The organism is Burkholderia sp. THE68, from assembly GCF_009938265.1.
Lineage (GTDB): Bacteria > Pseudomonadota > Gammaproteobacteria > Burkholderiales > Burkholderiaceae > Caballeronia.
This window is the reverse complement of the sequence record NZ_AP022319.1, coordinates 240073-259951: the sequence shown is the minus strand read 5'-3', so window position 1 is coordinate 259951 and position 19879 is coordinate 240073. Positions and strand designations below refer to the sequence as shown.

The window sequence follows — 19879 nt, the reverse complement described above, 5'->3', positions numbered from 1 at the left end:
GTTAGTCTGGCTTCGTCAACTTCACGGATACGGAGCCCAGTCATGACATCCATCGAAAGCTCTCGCGGCCAGCGCGTCGCGATCGACCCGCTCGACAAGGCGCGCAAGATCGACGGCTTCTGGCAGCAGCGCGTGATCGCCGAAATGAACGACTATCAGTTCAAGGTCGCGCGTCTCGAAGGCGATTTCATCTGGCATCGTCACGCGGACACCGACGAGACCTTCATCGTGCTCGAGGGCGAATTGCGCATCGACTTTCGCGACGGCGCGATGGTTCTGCGCGCGGGCGAGTTCGGCGTCGTGCCGAAGGGCGTCGAGCATAAGCCGTATGCGGCGCGCGAAGTGAAGATCATGCTCATCGAGCCGCGTGGCGTCGTCAATACCGGCGAGACGCAGAACGAGCGCACCGCGCCCAACGATCTCTGGGTTTGATCTGCGTCCCCAGCCCGACAAGCTATCATGTGCACATTCCAAACATGCCGCACGGGCTGGAGAACCAAATGGCTGGACCTCAGGAAAGCGTCAGCATGGCGGTGTTCTGCGACTTCGAGAACGTCGCGCTCGGCGTGCGCGATGCGAAGTACGAGAAATTCGATATCAAACCTGTGCTCGAACGCCTGCTGCTGAAGGGAAGCATCGTCGTCAAGAAAGCCTATTGCGACTGGGATCGCTACAAGGGTTTCAAGTCGGCGATGCACGAGGCCAGCTTCGAGATGATCGAGATTCCGCACGTGCGCCAGTCGGGCAAGAATTCCGCCGATATCCGTCTCGTCGTCGATGCCCTCGATCTCTGCTACACCAAAGCGCATGTCGATACGTTCGTCATCATCAGCGGCGATTCGGACTTCTCGCCGCTCGTTTCGAAGCTGCGCGAGAACGCGAAGAAGGTGATCGGCGTCGGCGTAAAGCAGTCGACCTCCGATCTGCTCGTCGCGAACTGCGATGAGTTCATCTTCTACGACGACCTCGTGCGCGAACAGCAACGCGCCATCGCCAAGCGCGAGGCGCGCGAAACGAAGCGCCCGCCCGAAGAGGAGCGCCAGCCGAAACACGAGATGGAATCGCGCAAGTCGCAGGCGATCGCGATCACCGTCGAAACCTTCGAGGCGCTCGCCTCGGAGCGCGGCGAAAGCGGCAAGATCTGGGCATCGGTCCTGAAGAGCGCGATCAAGCGGCGCAAGCCCGGCTTCAGCGAAACGCAATACGGTTTTCGCGCGTTCGGCAATCTGCTCGACGAAGCGCAATCGCGCGGTCTGCTGGAAGTCGGCCGCGACGATAAATCCGGCGCGTTCGTGTTTCGATCCGCCCAGTTCGCGCAGTCAGTGGCGCTGGACGTACGGCACGCCGAGGCGCCGGTAGCCGCGAGAGAGAGCGACGGCGCGGGGAATGCGAACCGCCGGAGCAAGCGCGGTGGCCGCAAGCAGGCGCCGATGCCCGTGGCCGAAACCGTGGCGGTCGTCGAACAAGCGCCGCCGATCGTCGAAGCGTACACGCCCGAACCGCAAGCCGAACCCGCGCCTGCTTTCGAACCCGCGCCCGCGCCGAAAAAGACCGCCGCGCCGCGCCGCGCGCGCAAGACGACAGCGAAGGCACGCGCCGCTGACGTACCTCACGAAGCGGCTGCAGAAAGCGCGCTCGCTGCCGAACCCGAAGCGGTGAAGCCGCCGCGCAAGTCGTCGTCGCGCTCGGGCCGTTCACGCAAAGCAGCCGACAAGGCAAGCGACCAGTAAGCCGGTCATCCCGGCCGCTGTTCGGCCGTCACCGCGGCCGCTTCGCGCGCATGCGCCGCCGCGTCTTCCTCGGCGCGCCAGCGCTGCCGCGACCGATACATGGTCGCGACAGCCATGCGCGCCATCCGCACCCAGCCCGAATGTCGCGGGTCCGCGAGCATGCTTAGCGCGCGCGCGTAATCGAGCGTGAGGCCGGGCGTCCAGGCCATCGTCGCGGCGCGTTTGCGCACTTGCGCCGCGACCCACAGCTCGGGCGTCGCCATGATGCGCACGAGCGGCTTCCACCCGCCGCCCTTGCCCCAGACCCGCGCCGATGCCCCTTCGATCGCCGCTTCCAGCGCGCGCGCCACGGAACTCGAGCAATTGCGGTACGTGAGGTTGTAGGTCGTGTCGCGTTGATACGCCTGCCAGAAGCGCGCGAGCCGGTCCGGATCGTAATTGCGGATCCGCACCTGCTGCGTTGACGGACACCACGCTTTCGATTCGGTCGCATAGTCGGGCTGAAACAGGCCGGGCACATCGTTCTCGCGGGTCGCCCGCAGCGTGCGCGTGAACTCGTTCGGCGAACGGTCGATCTCGACCGCCGGATACAGGCTGATGTACACGCCTTCGGGCGTCTCCAGCGCGGCGTGGCCGGTCGAGATGGTGCCGTTCCTGTCGACCGCGGCGATATAGCGGTCGACGAGCAATTGCCGCCGCGGCTGCGACTTGGCCGTGCCGACCGGCGTCCAGACGTGCACGGTCAGTGCCGCTTCGTCGGGCGCGGGCGGACCGTCCCAGACCGCGCCGGCGAATGACGGCGCGGCTTGCCTCGATCCTTGCTGCGCAGTGGCGTCCGCATCGCCATCGACGGCCGGATTCGCCGCCATGCGCCGCACGCGCGCCGCGAGCAGGATCATGTTCCAGCCGCCGAAGAACAGCCCGAACGCGACGCAATACGCGACGGTGCCCGCGTAGTGATCGGGATACGGCTGATAAAAAAAGATTGCGATGGCGATTTCGAGCACGCCGCCCGCCGTCGCGAGACGCCATTTGCGAAAGCGGACCAGGCGCGCCGAGACGATCTGCAAGGCGCCATCGACCAGAAAGAGCGTGCCGAAGATGAGCGACAGCACGAAATTGCCGTGTTCGCCGCCGAACAGCACGAGTAGCGCCGACAGGCAGAACGTCGTGCCCTTCACATAGCGCAGCTTGCGCTGGCCGCCCATGCCGGTCCACGCGACCGCGAGCGTGGCGAGGCCTTCGAACAGCATCATCAGCGCGAACGGGATGATGGGAAAGTAGAGCGAGCCGTCGAGCGCGTCGGTGAAGATGACGCCACCGAGCGCGATGCTGAGCAACCCGACGATCATCACCGCGCGCCAGCGGGTGCGCAGATAGTCGACGCCGAGAAGAATCATCACGAGCCGAACCATTGCTTCCTCCGTCCGATCATTCGATGCCTTGTGCGAGACCCGCGCGGTCACACATTTTATAAGGCAATGACGGGGAAAGCCGCAAGCGCGGAAAATCAAACCACAGACAAATACGCGGCTGTCATGCATGTTGCACGACAGCCGCGCGATCACTTCACTTACTGCACCGCATGCTTCGCGGCATCTTCGATCACGGCCGCGACCTGCTTCGGCTTCGATTCATACACGGAATGACTCGCGCCGGGTATGACCGTCATGTGACTATGCGCGCGCTCGTAGTACCAGCGCTCCAGATCCGGATTGATGATCTTGTCGCTGCCCGCCACGATGCCCCAGCTCGGTTTCGAGGTCCACGCCGCCGCCGTCAGCGGCGTCGTGAAGACTTGCGCCGCCGTCAGGATCTGCGAACGCGATTCGAACTGCGCCTGCTTGAGCGGCAGATCCGCCGCGAAGTCTTTCGGGAAGACGGTGGGATTCAGATACGTGTAGCCATCCGACGTCTTTTCCACCGCGTCCGTCTGCTTCGCGAGGAAGCTGGGCGTCTTCTTGCCGAGCGCGCCTTCGTCCTCGCCCACGTTCGGCGCGTGCGCCGCGACATAGACGAGACCCGCGACATTCGGATGCACGCCCGCTTCCGTGATGACCGACCCGCCGTAACTATGACCGACGAGAATCGCCGGGCCGTTCTGCAGATCGAGGACGCGTCTGGTCGCGGCGACATCGGCTTCGAACGAGGTCAGGGGTTCCTGCACCATCGTCACGTGATAGCCGTCCCGGGTCAGGATGTCGTAGACCGGCTTCCATCCCGAGCCATCGACCCATGCGCCATGCACGAGCACGATGTTTTTGACCGGGGCATGGCCGGCGGCGGCGGGGGCGGCATCCTGAGCCATTGCGCCAGCCGATGAGAACAGACCGGCCGACAGCGCCAGCACCGAAGCTGCTTGCAAGATTCGCTTCATGAAAGACTCCGTTTGCGCGAATGAGAGATCAGCTGCCGAAGTACGGCTGGCAGAAGTCGACCGGACCGACGCACGTGTTCTTCATCGCGGCATGCTTGGCTGCACCCGATGCGCTCGTGCCGGTCTGCACGCCGCCATAGGCTTGTGCGGCGCCGGCGTGTTGCGCAGCGACTTTTGCCTCGGCCGCCTGGATGTCGGCGGGATAGTACGCATCGCTTGCGACGGCGGGGTTGTAGCCGGCCTTTTCGACGGCGACGAGATCGGCGCGAACCTGCGCACGCGTGACGGGACCGTTCGACTGTGCGAATGCGAGTGCGGGCGCTGCGAGCGTGGCGGCGACGAGGGTGAGGCTGACGAGATACTTGTTCATGATCGACTCCAAGGTGGATGGTGATGTACTTCTGATCCGGTATCCGAATTAAATGTATTTGTTCGGTTTCCGTGGTCAAGGCCGTCGGTCTGTATTCGTATCGCGACCTTGGTGACAAATGTATAGGCCGCGATGCGCCTCGACTACACCTACGAAAGAGCGTGACTGCACCAACCATCGGTGTATCGGCCAAACGTTCGCATGGCGTTTGCGTCGTTGATCGATCCCTCGGGCCGCATCATCTAGTGCGCCCGGATGAGCCGGGTCATCCGCGCGGCTGGCGCGCTTATACGAAGGTGTCAGCGCTTCGCGTTCCCCCGTCGAGCCCCGGTGCGCGGCGCGCGAACCTATACCTTGATATAGGTTGACTCAACCATTAGGCGGTTGCGTCAACCGTATGTACGGCTAGGCGGCCGGTTGCCGTTTGTTTAACTTGGAGTCATCGCACTGGCTTCAGTTTTCATAACGGACCCATCATGACGCTTACCCTGCTTTCGCATCCCGGAACGCCGACGCGCCCGCCATTGATCGGACTGGAAGACCGATGGCGTCAGCCAGACACCGGCGCTCGCCCCGGACAGATCACGATGTCGCGCTGGATGCATCATGGTGAGTCGCCGCTCGAAGCATCGAACGACGGCAACGCCACGTTTCATTGCATCAGCCTGAATCTGAAGTGCGCGTCGCTGATTTTTCATCACGCGGGCCGCAGGCTGCTGCATGGCCGCTTGCCTGCGGGCGTCGTGCAGGTGACCGCGCCGGCGACGCGCGTGAGCGCCGTCTTCGAATCGGCGATGGATGTGCTGCATCTCTTCGTCTCGCAGCAGACGCTGGCCGAGTGCTACGAGGATCTGTTTCATCGTCCGCATGCGGGCGATATCGTCCTCGGCGACCCGAAGCTGATTCGCGATCCGGCGCTCGAACGGCTCGGCCAGGCGTTCGCCGTGTGCAAGACCGACGGCGCGGCGCTCGGCAGCGTGTTCATCGAAGGCATCGGCCTTGCGGTCGTGTCGCGGCTCGTCGCGCGTCATTTCACCGCGCCCGTCGCGCGCGGGCGCGAGCCTTCGGCCTTGCCGCAATGGCGCATCAATCGCGTCGCCGAATTCGTCGATGCCCATCTCGCCGAAAACATCAGTCTCGCGGATATCGCCGCGAGCACGGGACTCACACGCATGCACTTCGCCGCGCAGTTTCGCCGCGCCACGGGCATGCGGCCGCACGAATATCTGCTGCAGAAGCGCATCGAACGCGCGCAGGAACTCTTGCGCACGTCCAGACACAGCATTCTCGATGTCGCGCTGTGCTGCGGTTTTCGTTCGCAGGCGCATTTCACGACCGTCTTCAAGCGTCTTGCCGGCGCTACGCCGAAGCACTGGCAGACGGGTGCGCTCGACGCAATTCTTCGCTAAGGAGCCGAACATGGCCGAAGCTGCACTTGCCCTCGATCCGTGGGCGCAAACGATCTCCCGATTGACGTCGTTGCATGACGGTCTGAGTTTCGAGGCGCCGATGCTCAGGCGTCCGTTCGCCGAAACAGGCGAGCGCCGCGTCGCGGTGAAACTGATCGAGCGCCCGTCGACCACGACGGCCACCATCGAATGGCGCGACTCCACGCGCTGCTGTTATGGCGATCAGGTATGGCGCGCGATGCGCGCGCGCACGGCCGGTGTGTGCGCGATGAGCGGCGCGGAGATTCGGCCGGGCGATCAGGTCTATGGGCCGAATCCGCGGCCCGTTCCGCGCAATGCGGGTGCGATGATTCTGGCGTCGGTGCTGGATCAGGCGACGCCGTTATGAGGCTTTCCGCAATGCACGAACGAACACCGCCTGCGAGGCGGTGTTTTTTTGTGCGGAGTTGCGTGCAAACGAAAACGACGCTCGAACGTGACCGATTCGAGCGTCGTTGCAAATGAAGTTGAATCGATCAGTCACTCACCCGCATGTGCACTCCCCGCGAGCTTGCCCCGAAAGATGTGGTACTGGTAAAGGTTGTAGCCGATCATCACCGGGAACACGAGCCCGATGCCGATCAGCATGAACGCAAGCGTCGGCGCATCGGATGCGGCTTCGAGAATGCCCAGCTTGCCCGGAATGAAATCGGGAAAGAGGCTGATCGCGAGTCCTGCAAACGACAACACGAACAACGCCACCGATGCACGGAACGGTCCGCGCGAGCTGCCGAGATACAGCGACGCCATGATGAGCGCAAACGCGAGCACAGAGGCGAGACCCAGCGCGATCAGCAGATGCATGACCGCCGGATGCGTCCAGCGCCCGTGACCGATATCGCTGTCGAACCACGTCGCGAGCGTCAGCAATGCAGCAGCAATCACAGTGAACAACGCGCTCAGCAATGAAATGCGCCGCGCCCACTGTTCGACCATGCCCGAGGTCTTCTTGACGAGATACGTCGCGCCGAGCAGGCAATATCCCGCGACGACGCCGATCGCCGTGACGACGATGAACGCAAACGCTGCCTTGCCCGGCGCGAGGCCCGTGATGACCTTGCCGAGCACGACGCCTTGCGAGAGCGCCGCAATCAGACTGCCGATACCGAATACCTTGTCCCACAACGGACCATGATCCACGCTATGACGGAACTCGATCGCCGCGCCGCGCATGATCAGCCCCGCGATGAGCGCCATGACGGGCAGGTAGAGATGCTCCATCAGCAGCGCATAGGCGGTGGGAAACGCGCCGAACAGCGCGCCGCCCAGCACGACGAGCCAGGTTTCGTTCGCGTCCCAGACATGGCCGATCGATTGCACCATCACGTCGCGATCCGCTGACTTGCGGCGAAACAGCGAAAGAATGCCGACGCCGAGATCGAAGCCGTCGGTGACGACATAGAAGACCAGCATCAGGCCAATCAGGCCGAACCAGGTGTCGGCGAGCATCGTTTGAACTGCGTTATCCATGAGTCGAGCTCCAGAGTTCAGTAACCGGCGATGGTGTTGGCCGCCTTCGTTTGCGCGGCGAGGTTCGCGGGCGGCATGATGTCCAGATCGGGTCCGGCGCGCAGCCAGCGCCGCGCCAGCACGAAGAATGTGACGAGCAGCACGACATAGAACGCGAGGAACATCGCCATGCTGAGCGAGACCGACGAAGCCGGAATCGTCGATACGGCATCGCGTGTGCGCAGCAAGCCGTAGACGACCCACGGCTGACGGCCCACTTCACGCACGATCCATCCCGCTTCCACGGCGACATACGGCAACGGTATGCAAAGCACCCATGCGAGCAGAAGCTTGCGTTGCGCGAGCAGCGCCGCGAGACTGCCGCGCGTTTTCCTGAGCGCATACGCGGTCCAGAACGCGAGCAGCATGAAGGCGAAGCCGATGCCCGCCATCACGCGGAACGCGTAATAGAGCAGCGGAAGGGCAGGCGGCTGATCGTTGCGCGCGAAGTCGGTGAGGCCTTTCACTTGGCCATGCAATGAGTGCGTGCCGAGCACACTCAACATGCCGGGCACTTCGATCGACCAGTCGTTGCGTTGCGCGTTCTGGTTTGGCCACGCGAGCAGTGACCACGATGCACCCGTGCCCGGCGCATTCGTCTTCCAGTGACCTTCGATCGCGGCGCCCTTCGCCGGTTGCGTTTCGAATACGCTCACGCCGCTCGAATCGCCGAGCCAGATCTGCAAGGGTGCGACGAACACCAGCACCAGCAGCGCAAGACGAAACGAACGCGCGAAGAACTCGGCGTGCCGGCGGCGATACAGGTTCCACGCGGAGATGCTGGCAATCACGAACATGCCGGTCTCGATCGCCGCGACCCACATGTGCGAAACGCCCCATACCATGTCGGGATTGAAGATCGCGGCGAGATAATCCGTCACGACGATCTTGCCATCGACGACGGCATAGCCCGCCGGCGTCTGCATCCACGAGTTCGCGACCATGATCCAGAAAGCGGAGATGCTGGAACCGAGCGCGACCATCGAGGTGGCGAACAGATGCACGCCGCGCGACACGCGTCCCCAGCCGAGCAGCATCACGCCGACGAAGCCCGCTTCGAGCATGAAGGCCATCGCGCCTTCGAAGCCGAGTATGTTGCCGATGAACTGGCCGCTGTATTGCGAGAAGCCTGCCCAGTTGGTGCCGAACTGGAACTCCATCGGAATGCCGCTCACCACGCCGACGGCGAAGTTCAGCACCAGCAGCTTGCTCCAGAAACGCGCGTGCCGGTAATACGCGACATCGCCGGTGCGAATCCACAGCACTTCGACCAGCACGAGGAACGCGGACAGGCTGATGGTCAGAATCGGCCAGAGAATGTGAAAGATCGCGGTCATCGCGAACTGCGCGCGCGACAGGTCGAGTACGTGATCAAGCATGGTGCGCGTCCCCGTGTTGAAGTTCGATGGCGTGCAAGACGGCCTCAGGCGCGGTGGCCGTGGACACGACTCTCACGGGCACGGACTTGTAGGACGGCGTGCGGCTTTGCGGATCAAACGCGTAAAGCGGCACGAGCGGATTCACTTCCGGGTAGTAAGCGCCGCAACAACCATCGGGCAGTGCGTATTCGACGACCTTGAAATTGCGGATCACGCGTTCGATGCCATCGTCGGCAATGGCGAAGATATCGACGCGATCGCCTGCCCGCAGATGACGCTTCTTCAACTCGCGCGTGTTCATGAAGATCACATCGCGCTGGCCGAACACGCCGCGATAACGGTCCGAGTGCGAATAGAGCGTGGTGTTGTACTGATCGTGGCTGCGCATCGTGGTGAGCGAGAGCGCATCGGGATCGTCGGATGCGGGGTCCGCGTCGAGGCCTTCGAAGACGAGGAAGTTCGCGCGGCCCGTGTTCGTATCCCACACGCGCTCGCGTGCGGAAGAGGTCAGATGAAAACCGCCCGGCACGCGAATGCGCGCGTTGTATGCCTGGAAGATCGGAAACACGATTTCGATCGCGTCGCGAATGCGGTCGTAGCTCGCGACGAGATGCTCCCAGTGCACGCGCGACTTGTCGCCGAGCGTCGCGCGCGCGATGCCCGCGACGATGGCCGGCTCGCTCATCAGATGCGGCGATGCGGGCTCGTTGCGTCCGGCGGATGCATGCACCATCGACATCGAATCCTCGACGGTGATCGACTGCGGGCCGTCCGCCTGAATATCGATTTCGGTGCGGCCGAGGCACGGCAGAATCAGCGCGTCCTTGCCATGCACGAGATGGCTGCGATTGAGCTTCGTCGCGATATGCACGGTGAGATCGAGCTCGCGTATCGAGTCCTGCATGCGCGCCCAGTCGGGAATCGCGGCCGCGAAGTTGCCGCCGAGCGCCAAGAACACCTTCGCGTCGCCGCGCATCATCGATTCGAGCGTGGCGACGACATCGTTGCCATGCTTGGCCGGCGGCGTGAAGCCGAACGCGCGTTCGATGCCTGCGATGAGCTGCGCATTCGGTTTCTCGGTGATGCCGACCGTGCGATTGCCCTGCACGTTCGAATGCCCGCGCACCGGGCAGATGCCCGCGCCGGGCCGCCCGACATTGCCGCGCAGAAGCGCGAGATTGGCGATCTGTTGCACGGTCTCCGTGCCGCGCCGATGCTGCGTGAGCCCCATGCCGTACACGAGAATCGCGTTTTCGGCACGCATGTAGATGTTCGCGGCATTGGTGATCTCGTCGCGCGTGAGGCCGGCATGACGCTCGATTGCGTCCCAGCGTGTCGCGCGCACATCGGCCAGCAACGCGTCGATGCCGTGCGTATGGCCCGCGATGAACTCGACGTCGAGCACGCGCGGCTGATCGTCGGCGATGGCGGCATCGTCCGCTTCGACGATCGCCTTCATCATGCCCTTGAGCACGGCGACGTCGCCGCCCACGCGCACCTGATAGAGAAACGAGCTGATGCTGGTGTAGCCCAGCGTCGCCATTTCGATCGGGTTCTGCGGCGAGGCGAAGCGCTCCAGCGCGCGTTCGCGAAACGGATTGAACGAGACGATCTTCGCACCGCGGCGCGACGCCGAATGCAGGTCGCTCATCATGCGCGGGCTGTTGGTGCCGGGATTCTGACCGAAGATGAAGATCGCGTCCGCATGCTCGAAATCTTCGAGCAGCACCGTGCCCTTGCCGACGCCGATCGATTGCGGCAAGCCCACGCTGGTCGCTTCATGGCACATGTTCGAGCAGTCGGGAAAGTTGTTGGTGCCGAACTCGCGCACGAAGAGCTGATACAAAAACGCCGCTTCGTTCGATGCGCGCCCGGATGTATAGAAATCCGCCTGATCCGGATGATCGAGCGCGTTCAGATGACGCCCGACGAGCGCGAACGCATCGTTCCATTCGATCGGCACATAGCGGTCCGATGCGGCTTCATACACCATCGGATGCGTGAGACGGCCCGCCATTTCCAGATCGTAGTCGTTCCACGATGTCAGTTCCGACACGCTGTGTTGCGCGAAGAACTCAGGCGTGCAGCGCATTGCGGTCGCTTCCCATGCAACGGCTTTCGCACCGTTCTCGCAGAATTCGAACGATGACGTGTGCTTCGGATCGGGCCACGCGCAGCCGGGACAGTCGAAGCCCTGCGGCTGATTCATGTGCAGCAGCGTCTGCGCGCCGGACACCGGAATGCCCTGAATCTTCAGCGCTTCGCCTGTGGCCTTGAGCGCGCCCCAGCCACCGGCGGGCTCGCTATAGATGCGTATAACTTTCTTGTCGCTCATTTCCTTCGCCTCGCATTGAGTAGAGTGGGTCGATCGTGATGATGGTCGTTAGGCCTTCGGCGGCTTTGCGTAAATGCGCGCCTCGTTTGCGATGTGCACGAACGGTGTGTATTCGTCAGCCGCCGACGAGCGACATCCGCACGGTCGGATAACGCTTGCGTGAAGCGTGCGCGTGCATCGCGTTGCGTAACTCCGAATAGCGGTCGTCGCGTTGCATCCAGCGCGCGCGGATCGTGTCGGCGAGTTCATCCGGCCAGAGCGAGGCGTGAAGCCACGGTTTCAGATCGAACGATTGCGTGGCGAACAGACACGAGTAAAGCTGTCCGTCGACGGAAACGCGTGCGCGCGAACACGACGAGCAAAACGGCTTCGACATGCTCGACACGAAGCCCACGCGCGCGAGACCATTCGCGAAGCGATGGTTCACCGAGGTCGATTCCGGTTCGTCGCGCGCCTCGGGTTCGAGCGCGAAATGCCGTTTCAGGAGCGCGAGAATCTGCGCGGAAGGCACGACCTTGTCGTGGCTCCACGCGTGCGCGCCGCCCACATCCATGTATTCGATGAAGCGCAGATCCACTGGCCGTCGATGAAAATGCCGCGCAAGCGGCAGAATCTGCGACTCGTTGACGCCTCTCTCCATCACGACATTGATCTTGAGCGGGAGCAGACCCGCATCGATCGCGGCATCGATGCCTTCCAGCACGCGCGCAACCGGATAGCCGACGCCGTTCATGCGCGCGAAGAGATCGTCATCGATCGCGTCGAGGCTCACGGTGACGCGCCTGAGACCCGCTTGCCGCAAGCGCTGCGCTTTCGCCGCGAGCAGCGAGCCGTTGGTCGTCAGGGCGATATCGGTATCGAGCGTTGCGAGCCGCTGGATCAACGTCTCGATTCCCTTGCGCAACAGCGGCTCGCCGCCCGTCAGCCGAATCTTTTCGACGCCGAGCTGCACAAACGCACGAGAGAGCGCGAAGAGCTGATCGAAGGACAACCACGCATCGGACGAAAGAAACGGATAGTCGTTCGTAAACACGTCCTTCGGCATGCAATACGAGCAACGGAAATTGCATTGGTCGATCACCGATAGCCGGAGATCCTTCAACGCGCGGCCACGCGTGTCGAGCGGTCGCGGCGGCAAGGCTATCGTGTTCAATGGACGCTCCCTGGGCTTGATCGAGGCAAGTCCACGATAAGCGAGGGGCGCGACGCGGACCATTGCACGATGAGTCGATGGCCCAAGAGGTTTGTTTGACAGGGTTATACGAAGGTATGCGGCGGGACGCGATGCACGCACGCCATAAAGTTTTTCCGCAGCCGGCCGATAGCGCATGAGGAGCCAAGCGCCGCGCAGGATCGCGGCGCGGGCCCAAGCCGAGTCGGGGCACAAAAACAAGCAGTCACCAAAAGACTGATACGAAACGAGAGAGAGCCGATGACTGGTTTCTATAACCCGCTGCTGGTCTGTCTGTCGCTGGTGGTCGCGTTCCTCGCGTCCTACACGGCGGTGGAGCTGTCCGGCGGTCTCAATGCGCTCGCGAGCGCGAAACGCCGTCCTGTGTGGCTTGCCGGCGGCGCGGTGTCGATGGGCGTCGGCATCTGGTCGATGCACTTCATCGGCATGCTCGCATTCTCACTGCCGATCGAGGTCGGCTACGACGTCTCCGTCACCGCCGCCTCGCTCGTCCTCGCGATCGGCGTGTCGTTCATCGCGCTCGCCACGGCGAGCCGGGGCGCGCTGTCGTGGCGGCGTCTCCTCGTCGCGGGAACGATCATGGGCCTCGGCGTCGCCGCGATGCATTTCACCGGCATGCAGGCGATGCAGATGTCGCCGGGCATCGACTACACGTTCTGGAAGCTCGCGCTATCGGTGGCGGTCGCGATTCTCGCGTCGATGGCGGCGCTCTGGCTTGCGTTCACGCTGCGCGCATCGGACGTGGAGAATCTCGTCGTCAAGCGGCTCGGCGCGGCGTTCATCATGGCGATCGCGATCACGGGCATGCACTATCTCGGCATGAGCGCCGCCAACTTCGCGGCGGGCAGCCTGTGTCTCGCCGATGCGAAACTCGATGCGAACTGGCTCGCGCTCGCCGTCACCGCCATGTCGTTCATCGTGCTGGTCGGCACGCTCGCCTTGCTCGGCTTCCATACGAGCAGTCTGTCGATCTCGCTGAAGCGCGCGAACCGTCAACTGCATTATCTCGGCACGCACGATGCGCTGACGAACCTGCCCAACCGTCAGCAACTCTCGCGGCGCATCGCACAGGCGGTGGCCGACAGCGCGCGCACGGAATCGGCGTTCGCGCTGCTGTTCATCGACCTGGATGGCTTCAAGTCGATCAACGATTCGCTCGGCCACGGCGTCGGCGATGATTTGCTGCAAGTGTGCGCGGAGCGGCTGCGCCAGGATTTGCGCCATACGGACATGGTCGCGCGGCTCGGCGGGGATGAGTTCGTGATCGTAGTGGAGAACGCACAGGAGACTTCGTCCGCGGTGGCGGTCGCCAATGGCGTGTTGCGGCGGCTGTCGCAGGAGATCGTCGTCAACGGCTTGCCGCTGCGCGTGAGCGCGAGCATCGGCATTGCCTTCCATCCGCACGATGGCGCCGATGCCGACGCACTGCTGCATAGCGCCGACGCCGCGATGTACGCCGCCAAGCAGAGCGGGCGAAACACGTTCCGCGTATTCGAGCCGCAGATGAATCACACCGCGCTCAAGTCGCTGATCCTGCAACGCGACCTGCATCGTGCACTGAGCGACGACGAACTGAGCCTGTCGTTCCAGCCGAAGTTCAGCGTCGCGTCGCAATCGGTGACGGGCGTCGAGGCGCTGATTCGCTGGCGTCATCCGGAGCTCGGCGAGATCGCGCCGCTCGAATTCATTCCGATCGCGGAGCGCTCGGGTCTCATCGTCGAGATCGGCGACTGGGTATTGCGCGAGGTCTGCCGCAATATCGCGCTATGGGATGCGCAAGGGCTGCCTGCGGTGCCGGTCTCGGTGAATCTGTCGCCGATCCAGTTCAACGTGCCGGATCTCGTCGCGCGCATCGATGCGCTGATCGTCGCGGCCGGCGTGGTGCCGTCGCGCCTCATGTTCGAGATCACCGAAACCACGGCGATGCAGAACATCGAAAAGACGAGCCGCACCATCGAAGCGTTGCAGTCGCGTGGCTATGCCGTGGCGGTCGACGATTTCGGCACCGGTTATTCGAGCCTCGGTTATCTTCAGCGCTTTCGGTTCGACCAGATCAAGATCGACGGCTCGTTCGTGCGCGATCTCGATACCGCGGGCAATCGCGGCAGCGCGTTGCTATCGGCCGTCGTGACGCTCGCGCGCGCGTTGCAGATCGAAGTGGTCGCGGAAGGCGTCGAAACGGAGTCGCAATTCCGCACGCTCGGCGAGCTCGATTGCGATCAGATGCAGGGCTTCCTGCTGAGCCGGCCGATGCCCGCGGCCGAGCTTCCGGGGTTTCTGAGCGGTGCGGCGAAGCGTGGCGTCGTGGCCGAGCGCGCTTGTGCGGCGCCCGCCGTATGAGCGCCATCAATGAACCTGGTCCTTCACCAATGCGGCGATCTGCTCCGCCAGTTCGCGCGTGAGCGCGGTCAGTTCGGTGTTCTGTCGTAACAGCGTTTCGATCTGCGCCGCCTGACGCGCGAGCGCCTTGTCGCGCCGCTGCGCCGCGAGCGCGAGCGCTTCGCGATGCCGCGCATCCGCATCCGAGAATGCCTTGTCGCGATCGGCCTGGCGAGTCTGGGCGAGCAGAATCATCGGCGCGGCGTAGGCCGATTGAAGACTGAACGCGAGATTCAGCAACACGAACGGATAAGGATCGAAATGAATGACGCGCATCACGTTCAGCGCGATCCACACGACGACGATCAAGGTCTGCGCGAGCAGGAACGTCGGCGTGCCGAAGAAGCGCGCAAACGCTTCCGCCTTCAACGCGAACCAGTCGTTGCCGAACGCGCTCGTCAGATGCAGATACGGTAATTGAAAGCGCAAATGATCGCGGTCTGAAGCGCTGTTATCGTCCTGATCAACCTTCATGTTGGCGATGAATAGAGTGGAGTTGTCTGCATCTCACTCTAGCTTCCGACGCGCGAGAAGGGTTTTAAAAAGCCACGCGACAATGCGCGTCAGCACGACGCAATAGTCCGACAATGCGCCGCCGTGCGTACGCGAAAACACCGGTTGCATCGAAAAGACCGGTATCCCTCCGGCATGAATACTCCTTTCATACGCGACGGACCCGCCGCGTCAATCCAGCATCTTGAAGGAGTATCAGCAATGGCCACATTCACACTGCAAGACGGAACCGAACTGTTCTACAAGGACTGGGGCTCGGGCCAGCCCGTCGTCTTCTCTCATGGCTGGCCGCTCAACGCGGACGCGTGGGACTCGCAAATGATGTATCTCGCGCAGCGCGGCTATCGCGTGATCGCGCACGACAGGCGCGGCCATGGCCGCTCGGCCCAGCCGTGGGACGGCAACGACATGAGCCGCTATGCGGACGATCTTGCCGAACTCGTCGACCACCTCGATGTGAAGGATGCGGTGTTCATCGGCCATTCGACGGGCGGCGGAGAAGTGGCGCGTTATATCGGCCGCCATGGCACGAAGCGCGTGAAGAAGGCCGTGCTGATCTCGGCGGTGCCGCCGCTGATGCTCAAGACCGAAGCGAACCCCGGCGGCCTGCCGCTCTCTGTGTTCGACGACATTCGCCGTGGCGTGATCGAAAACCGCTCGCAGTTCTTCAAGGAACTGGCGACGCCGTTCTTCGGCTTCAATCGCGAGGGCGCGAAAGTTTCGCAAGGCACGATCGACTGGTTCTGGCTCGCGGGCATGCAATGTTCGATAAAGAGCGCGTACGACTGCATCAAGGCATTCTCGGAAACGGACTTCACCGAAGACCTGAAGAAGATGACCGTGCCGACGCTCGTGCTGCAAGGCGATGCTGACCAGATCGTGCCGATCGACGATTCCGGCAAGCTCTCCGCGAAGATCGTTCCCGATGGCTCGCTCACCATCATCCCCGGCGCGCCGCACGGCGTGTGCACGACGCACGCGGATGCGGTCAACGAGAACCTGCTCTCATTCATTCGCAAGTAAGGGAGCGGCGTCATGGTCAACACTTCGGAGTCTCGTCCGCCGCTTCCTCCGTTCTCGCGCGAGACGGCCATCGAGAAAGTGAGGCAGGCGGAAGACGGCTGGAATTCGCGCGATCCCGATCGCGTGTCGTACGTCTATTCGCGCGACACGCAATGGCGCAATCGAGCGGAGTTCGTTCACGGCCGCGAGGATGTGCGCGCGTTTCTCGACAGGAAATGGCGCAAGGAATTCGACTATCGGCTGATCAAGGAATTGTGGGCCTTCGGCGGGAATCGCATCGCCGTTCGTTTCGCCTATGAATGGCGCGACGATGCCGGCAACTGGTTTCGCTCCTACGGCAACGAGAACTGGGAATTCGGTTTCGACGGCCTGATGAATCATCGACACGCGAGCATCAACGACGTGCCGATCACGGAGAGCGAGCGCAAGTTTCACTGGCCGCTCGGCCGGAGGCCGGACGATCATCCTGGCCTGAGCGAACTCGGGCTTTGAGCGTGTGAGTCTTCTGTGATGAGCCACGCCGCGCGCATCGCTGTGCGGCGTGGCTTCGCATGTGTCATCGATGAGAGGGCGTGATGAAGGTCAAGCGAATCTGGAGCGTCTTCGCGACGATGGTGCTCTTCCTGATGGCCGCGTTCATCGGCAAGACCTTGTGGGATCACTACATGTATGCGCCGTGGACGCGCGACGGCCGCATCCACGCGGACGTCGTCACCATTGCGCCGGATGTGTCGGGCATGATCGTCGGCGTGCCGGTGCATGACAACGAGTTCGTCAGAAAGGGCGATCTCCTGATGCAGATCGATCCGTCGCATTATCGGATCGCGGTGGACGAGGCCGAGGCGAAAGTCGCCGCGAGCAGGGCGGAACTGGCGCTGCGCCGCGACGACGCGAAGCGCCGCGCCGCGCTCGAAAACGAAGTCGTCTCCGAAGAAGTGAAGCAGAATTCGGGCTTTCAGGCCGATGCTGCGAAGGCCGCTTACGATCAGGCGCTTGCCGCGCTCGATGCGGCAAGGTTGAATCTCTCGCGCACCCGGGTTGTATCTCCGGTCGACGGTTACGTGACGAACCTGAACACATGGCAGGGCGATTACGCGACCATCGCAACGCCGAAGCTCGCGGTCGTGGATCGCAATTCCTTCTGGGTCTATGGCTACTTCGAGGAAACGAAGTTGCCGGAAGTGAAAATCGGGCGCGAAGTGAATATCCGTCTGATGAGCGGTACGCTGCTGCGAGGTCACGTGGAAAGCATCGCGCGCGGTATCTACGATCGCGACAATCCGCAGAGCATGGACCTCACCGCCAACGTCGATCCCGTGTTCAACTGGGTGCGCCTTGCGCAGCGCGTGCCGGTGCGTATCGGTATCGACAGCGTGCCGCAAGGCGTCGAGCTTACTGCGGGGACGACATGCACCGTTGTCGTCGATGGAGGCGGTGCGCCGGGGCATCTGATGCTACGCGCGCTGTAAGGCGAGGCACGACACATGGACGCGAGCTATTCACGAAGCGATGATCTGCGTATGCACCTCGCGCATTGGGCCGCGACGGACGGCCTCGTGTGGTTGCATCTCGCGAAGACGCTGACCGCAGCCTTCCTCGCGATGGGCATTGCGATGAAGCTCGAAATTCCGACGCCACGCACCGCGATGGCGACCGTGTTCGTGCTGATGCAGCCGCAAAGCGGCATGGTGCTGTCGAAGAGCGTCTACCGGATGCTCGGTACGATCATCGGGACGATCGTCGCGGTCTTGCTCGGGGCACTGTTTCCGCAACAGCCACCGCTCTATATCGGCGCGATGACGCTCTGGGTTTCGCTCTGCACGGCGGCGGCGCTGCGCTATCGAAACTTTCGCTGGTACGCGTTCGTGCTGGCGGGTTATACGGCGGCGCTCATCGGCATTCCGAGCCTGACGGACCCGAACGGGCTCTTCATCGCCGCGTTGAATCGCTCGGCGGCGGTGCTGCTCGGTATCGTCTGCTGCGGCGTGGTCAGTGCGATCGTGCTGCCGCAATGGTCGTCGACGCGGCTGAAGCATATTCGTCGCGAGCGATTCGTGTCGTTCTCCAACTTCGCGGCGCAGACTTTGCGCGGTGAAATCGACCGGAACGGATTCCGGCTGAAGTACGGCGAGTTCATCGACAGCGTGGTCGGCTTCGAAGCTACGCGCGCGTTCGCATCGTTCGAAGACCCGGAGGTGCGTTCACGCTCGCGGCGTCTCGCGCGACTCAACAACGCGTTCATGGAACTGTGCACGCGGCTGCACGCGCTGCATCGCTTCGTATCGATGGTCGAGACGTCTCGACGAAGTCACGCGAGCGATCTCGTCGCAAGCTACTGCGCGGATTTGGCGAATCTGTTGATCGTAAGGCGCGATGCCGGTCTCGTCGACGATGCCTTTCTCGTTCGCCGGGCCGCGCTCGTTGCGAGGTTTCGTGTGCAGCTTGCCGAACGCGTCGAAACCGATCGCAAGGCGCTCGAACACACGGCGAGCGCGCAACAACTGCTCGATTACGATACAGCGGTTCAATTGTTGTCCGGCTATGTATCGGCGTGTTCGAACTATGCCGAGACTTTTGTTTCGCTCGTCTTCCAGAAGCATGTATTCGAAGAGGCAGACTTGAAGCGCGTCTTCGTGACGAACAGGAACGTGATCGTAGTGACCTTTCTGATGACGTGCGCCGTGCTCGGTACGATCGGCGCGTTGTGGCTGTCGAGCGACTGGCCGAGCGGCGGCTATGCGATCATCGGCGCGGCCGCGGTCTGCGCGCTGGGATCGAATTCAGCGACGCCGATCAAGTTCTCGCTGCAGATGGCTTCGGGCGCGGCCGTGGCGACGCTGGCGGGTTATCTCGTGCTCTGCTACGTGTATCCGGCCATCGAAGGCTTTCCGCTATTGTGCTTCGTGCTGACGCCCTTGCTCGGGCTCGGTGCGTTGCTCGCCACGCGGCCGAAGTTCACGGGCTTCGGCCTGAGCTTCTGCATCTTCTTTTGCGTGCTCGGCGGACCGGACCGCGTGATCCGCTATGCGCCGGAGCCGCTGCTGAATGACGGCATCGCGCTCACGCTGGCGATGCTGGCCTGCGCGGTAGCGTGCGCGTTCGTGTTTCCCGCCGAGAAGCCGTGGCGTATCGCGGCACTGATCCGCGACTTGCGACGCCAGATCGAAGTCGCATGTACTGCGCCGCTGGAAGACCTGAAGCCGATCTTCCAGTCGGGCACGCACGATATCACCGCGCAGATTCGCGCGCTCTTGCCGCAGCCGAATGCGCAGTATCGTGAAGCGCTGGCGTGGATTCTGGCCGTGCTTGAACTCGGGCACGCGTCGATCGAGCTTCGAGCAGAAAGCCGCGATGCGCTGGCGATTCGCATCGTGTACGCGGACTGGCATGCCTCCACGGAGGCGACGATGCAACGTCTGACGATGCTCTTCGACATGCCATCGAAACTCAATCGCGACGAAGCCATTCGCGCGATCGACACGCAGGCGGAGCACGCGACGCACATCATCGAAACGATGGGCGGTTCGACTCACGGCATCCCGCACATGCGCCGGATGCTTGCACGCCTGCATTTCATGCGCAGCGTGCTGCTCGATCGCGACACGCCGTTTGCGACATGAACGC

Annotated in this window: 17 protein-coding genes; 9 read left to right on the top strand and 8 right to left on the bottom strand. The window is 62.9% G+C overall.

Annotated features, from left to right (window positions below):
- Positions 1-42: 42 nt before the first annotated feature.
- Both BTHE68_RS29945 and BTHE68_RS29940 read left to right on the top strand, forming a co-directional pair.
- The gene (locus BTHE68_RS29945) at positions 43-432 is read left to right on the top strand and encodes a cupin domain-containing protein (RefSeq protein WP_162069928.1); all 390 of its coding nucleotides are present in this window, start codon (positions 43-45) and stop codon (positions 430-432) included.
- A 68-nt stretch (positions 433-500) separates the two neighbouring features.
- Positions 501-1730 (top strand): NYN domain-containing protein, encoded by a 1230-nt coding sequence (locus BTHE68_RS29940; RefSeq protein WP_162069927.1) that lies wholly within the window; start codon positions 501-503, stop codon positions 1728-1730.
- 5 nt (positions 1731-1735) lie between these two features.
- Here the strand turns inward: BTHE68_RS29940 and BTHE68_RS29935 are convergent, their stop codons facing one another.
- From BTHE68_RS29935 to BTHE68_RS29925, 3 genes are all read right to left on the bottom strand, one after another.
- A complete protein-coding gene (locus tag BTHE68_RS29935; protein WP_162069926.1) occupies positions 1736-3145 on the bottom strand; it encodes an HdeD family acid-resistance protein in 1410 nt (469 codons plus the stop codon).
- Between the two features lie 158 nt (positions 3146-3303).
- Positions 3304-4107, bottom strand: a complete 804-nt coding sequence (locus BTHE68_RS29930) for an alpha/beta hydrolase (RefSeq protein WP_162069925.1) — start codon at positions 4105-4107, stop codon at positions 3304-3306.
- A gap of 28 nt (positions 4108-4135) precedes the next feature.
- Positions 4136-4477, bottom strand: a complete 342-nt coding sequence (locus BTHE68_RS29925) for a DUF4148 domain-containing protein (protein ID WP_162069924.1) — start codon at positions 4475-4477, stop codon at positions 4136-4138.
- Between the two features lie 476 nt (positions 4478-4953).
- Here BTHE68_RS29925 and BTHE68_RS29920 point away from each other — a divergent pair, with 476 nt between their 5' ends.
- Both BTHE68_RS29920 and BTHE68_RS29915 read left to right on the top strand, forming a co-directional pair.
- Positions 4954-5886: a helix-turn-helix domain-containing protein gene (locus BTHE68_RS29920; protein WP_162069923.1), complete on the top strand. Its 933-nt coding sequence runs from the start codon at positions 4954-4956 to the stop codon at positions 5884-5886.
- 10 nt (positions 5887-5896) lie between these two features.
- Positions 5897-6274 (top strand): DUF3331 domain-containing protein, encoded by a 378-nt coding sequence (locus tag BTHE68_RS29915; RefSeq protein WP_162069922.1) that lies wholly within the window; start codon positions 5897-5899, stop codon positions 6272-6274.
- 131 nt (positions 6275-6405) lie between these two features.
- Here BTHE68_RS29915 and BTHE68_RS29910 read toward each other — a convergent pair whose 3' ends face one another.
- The 4 genes from BTHE68_RS29910 to moaA all read right to left on the bottom strand — a co-directional run bounded on the left by BTHE68_RS29910 (position 6406) and on the right by moaA (position 12301).
- Positions 6406-7395, bottom strand: a complete 990-nt coding sequence (locus BTHE68_RS29910; protein ID WP_162069921.1) for a cytochrome d ubiquinol oxidase subunit II — start codon at positions 7393-7395, stop codon at positions 6406-6408.
- Between the two features lie 17 nt (positions 7396-7412).
- Positions 7413-8813, bottom strand: coding sequence for a cytochrome ubiquinol oxidase subunit I (locus tag BTHE68_RS29905; protein WP_162069920.1), 1401 nt, complete (start codon positions 8811-8813; stop codon positions 7413-7415).
- Positions 8806-11148, bottom strand: coding sequence for an FdhF/YdeP family oxidoreductase (locus BTHE68_RS29900; protein WP_162069919.1), 2343 nt, complete (start codon positions 11146-11148; stop codon positions 8806-8808). Before BTHE68_RS29900 ends, BTHE68_RS29905 begins: the two co-directional genes overlap by 8 nt.
- Positions 11149-11263: 115 nt before the next feature.
- Positions 11264-12301 carry a GTP 3',8-cyclase MoaA gene (moaA, locus tag BTHE68_RS29895; RefSeq protein WP_232078266.1) on the bottom strand — a complete coding sequence of 346 codons (1038 nt, stop codon included), beginning with the start codon at positions 12299-12301 and terminating at the stop codon, positions 11264-11266.
- A gap of 279 nt (positions 12302-12580) precedes the next feature.
- On the opposite strand from moaA, the gene BTHE68_RS29890 reads away from it, so the two are divergent.
- Positions 12581-14680 carry a putative bifunctional diguanylate cyclase/phosphodiesterase gene (locus tag BTHE68_RS29890; protein ID WP_162069917.1) on the top strand — a complete coding sequence of 700 codons (2100 nt, stop codon included), beginning with the start codon at positions 12581-12583 and terminating at the stop codon, positions 14678-14680.
- A 6-nt stretch (positions 14681-14686) separates the two neighbouring features.
- Here the strand turns inward: BTHE68_RS29890 and BTHE68_RS29885 are convergent, their stop codons facing one another.
- Positions 14687-15193: a DUF1003 domain-containing protein gene (locus BTHE68_RS29885; RefSeq protein WP_162069916.1), complete on the bottom strand. Its 507-nt coding sequence runs from the start codon at positions 15191-15193 to the stop codon at positions 14687-14689.
- A gap of 240 nt (positions 15194-15433) precedes the next feature.
- Between BTHE68_RS29885 and BTHE68_RS29880 the strand changes: the two genes are divergently transcribed.
- The 4 genes from BTHE68_RS29880 (at position 15434) to BTHE68_RS29865 (ending at position 19875) form a co-directional block, all read left to right on the top strand.
- Positions 15434-16255, top strand: coding sequence for an alpha/beta fold hydrolase (locus BTHE68_RS29880; RefSeq protein WP_162069915.1), 822 nt, complete (start codon positions 15434-15436; stop codon positions 16253-16255).
- A gap of 12 nt (positions 16256-16267) precedes the next feature.
- Positions 16268-16747 carry a nuclear transport factor 2 family protein gene (locus BTHE68_RS29875; protein ID WP_162069914.1) on the top strand — a complete coding sequence of 160 codons (480 nt, stop codon included), beginning with the start codon at positions 16268-16270 and terminating at the stop codon, positions 16745-16747.
- An 83-nt stretch (positions 16748-16830) separates the two neighbouring features.
- On the top strand, positions 16831-17724 hold the full coding sequence (locus BTHE68_RS29870; protein ID WP_162069913.1) for an efflux RND transporter periplasmic adaptor subunit: 894 nt from the start codon (positions 16831-16833) through the stop codon (positions 17722-17724).
- 15 nt (positions 17725-17739) lie between these two features.
- Positions 17740-19875: an FUSC family protein gene (locus BTHE68_RS29865; RefSeq protein ID WP_162069912.1), complete on the top strand. Its 2136-nt coding sequence runs from the start codon at positions 17740-17742 to the stop codon at positions 19873-19875.
- Positions 19876-19879 lie beyond the last annotated feature (4 nt).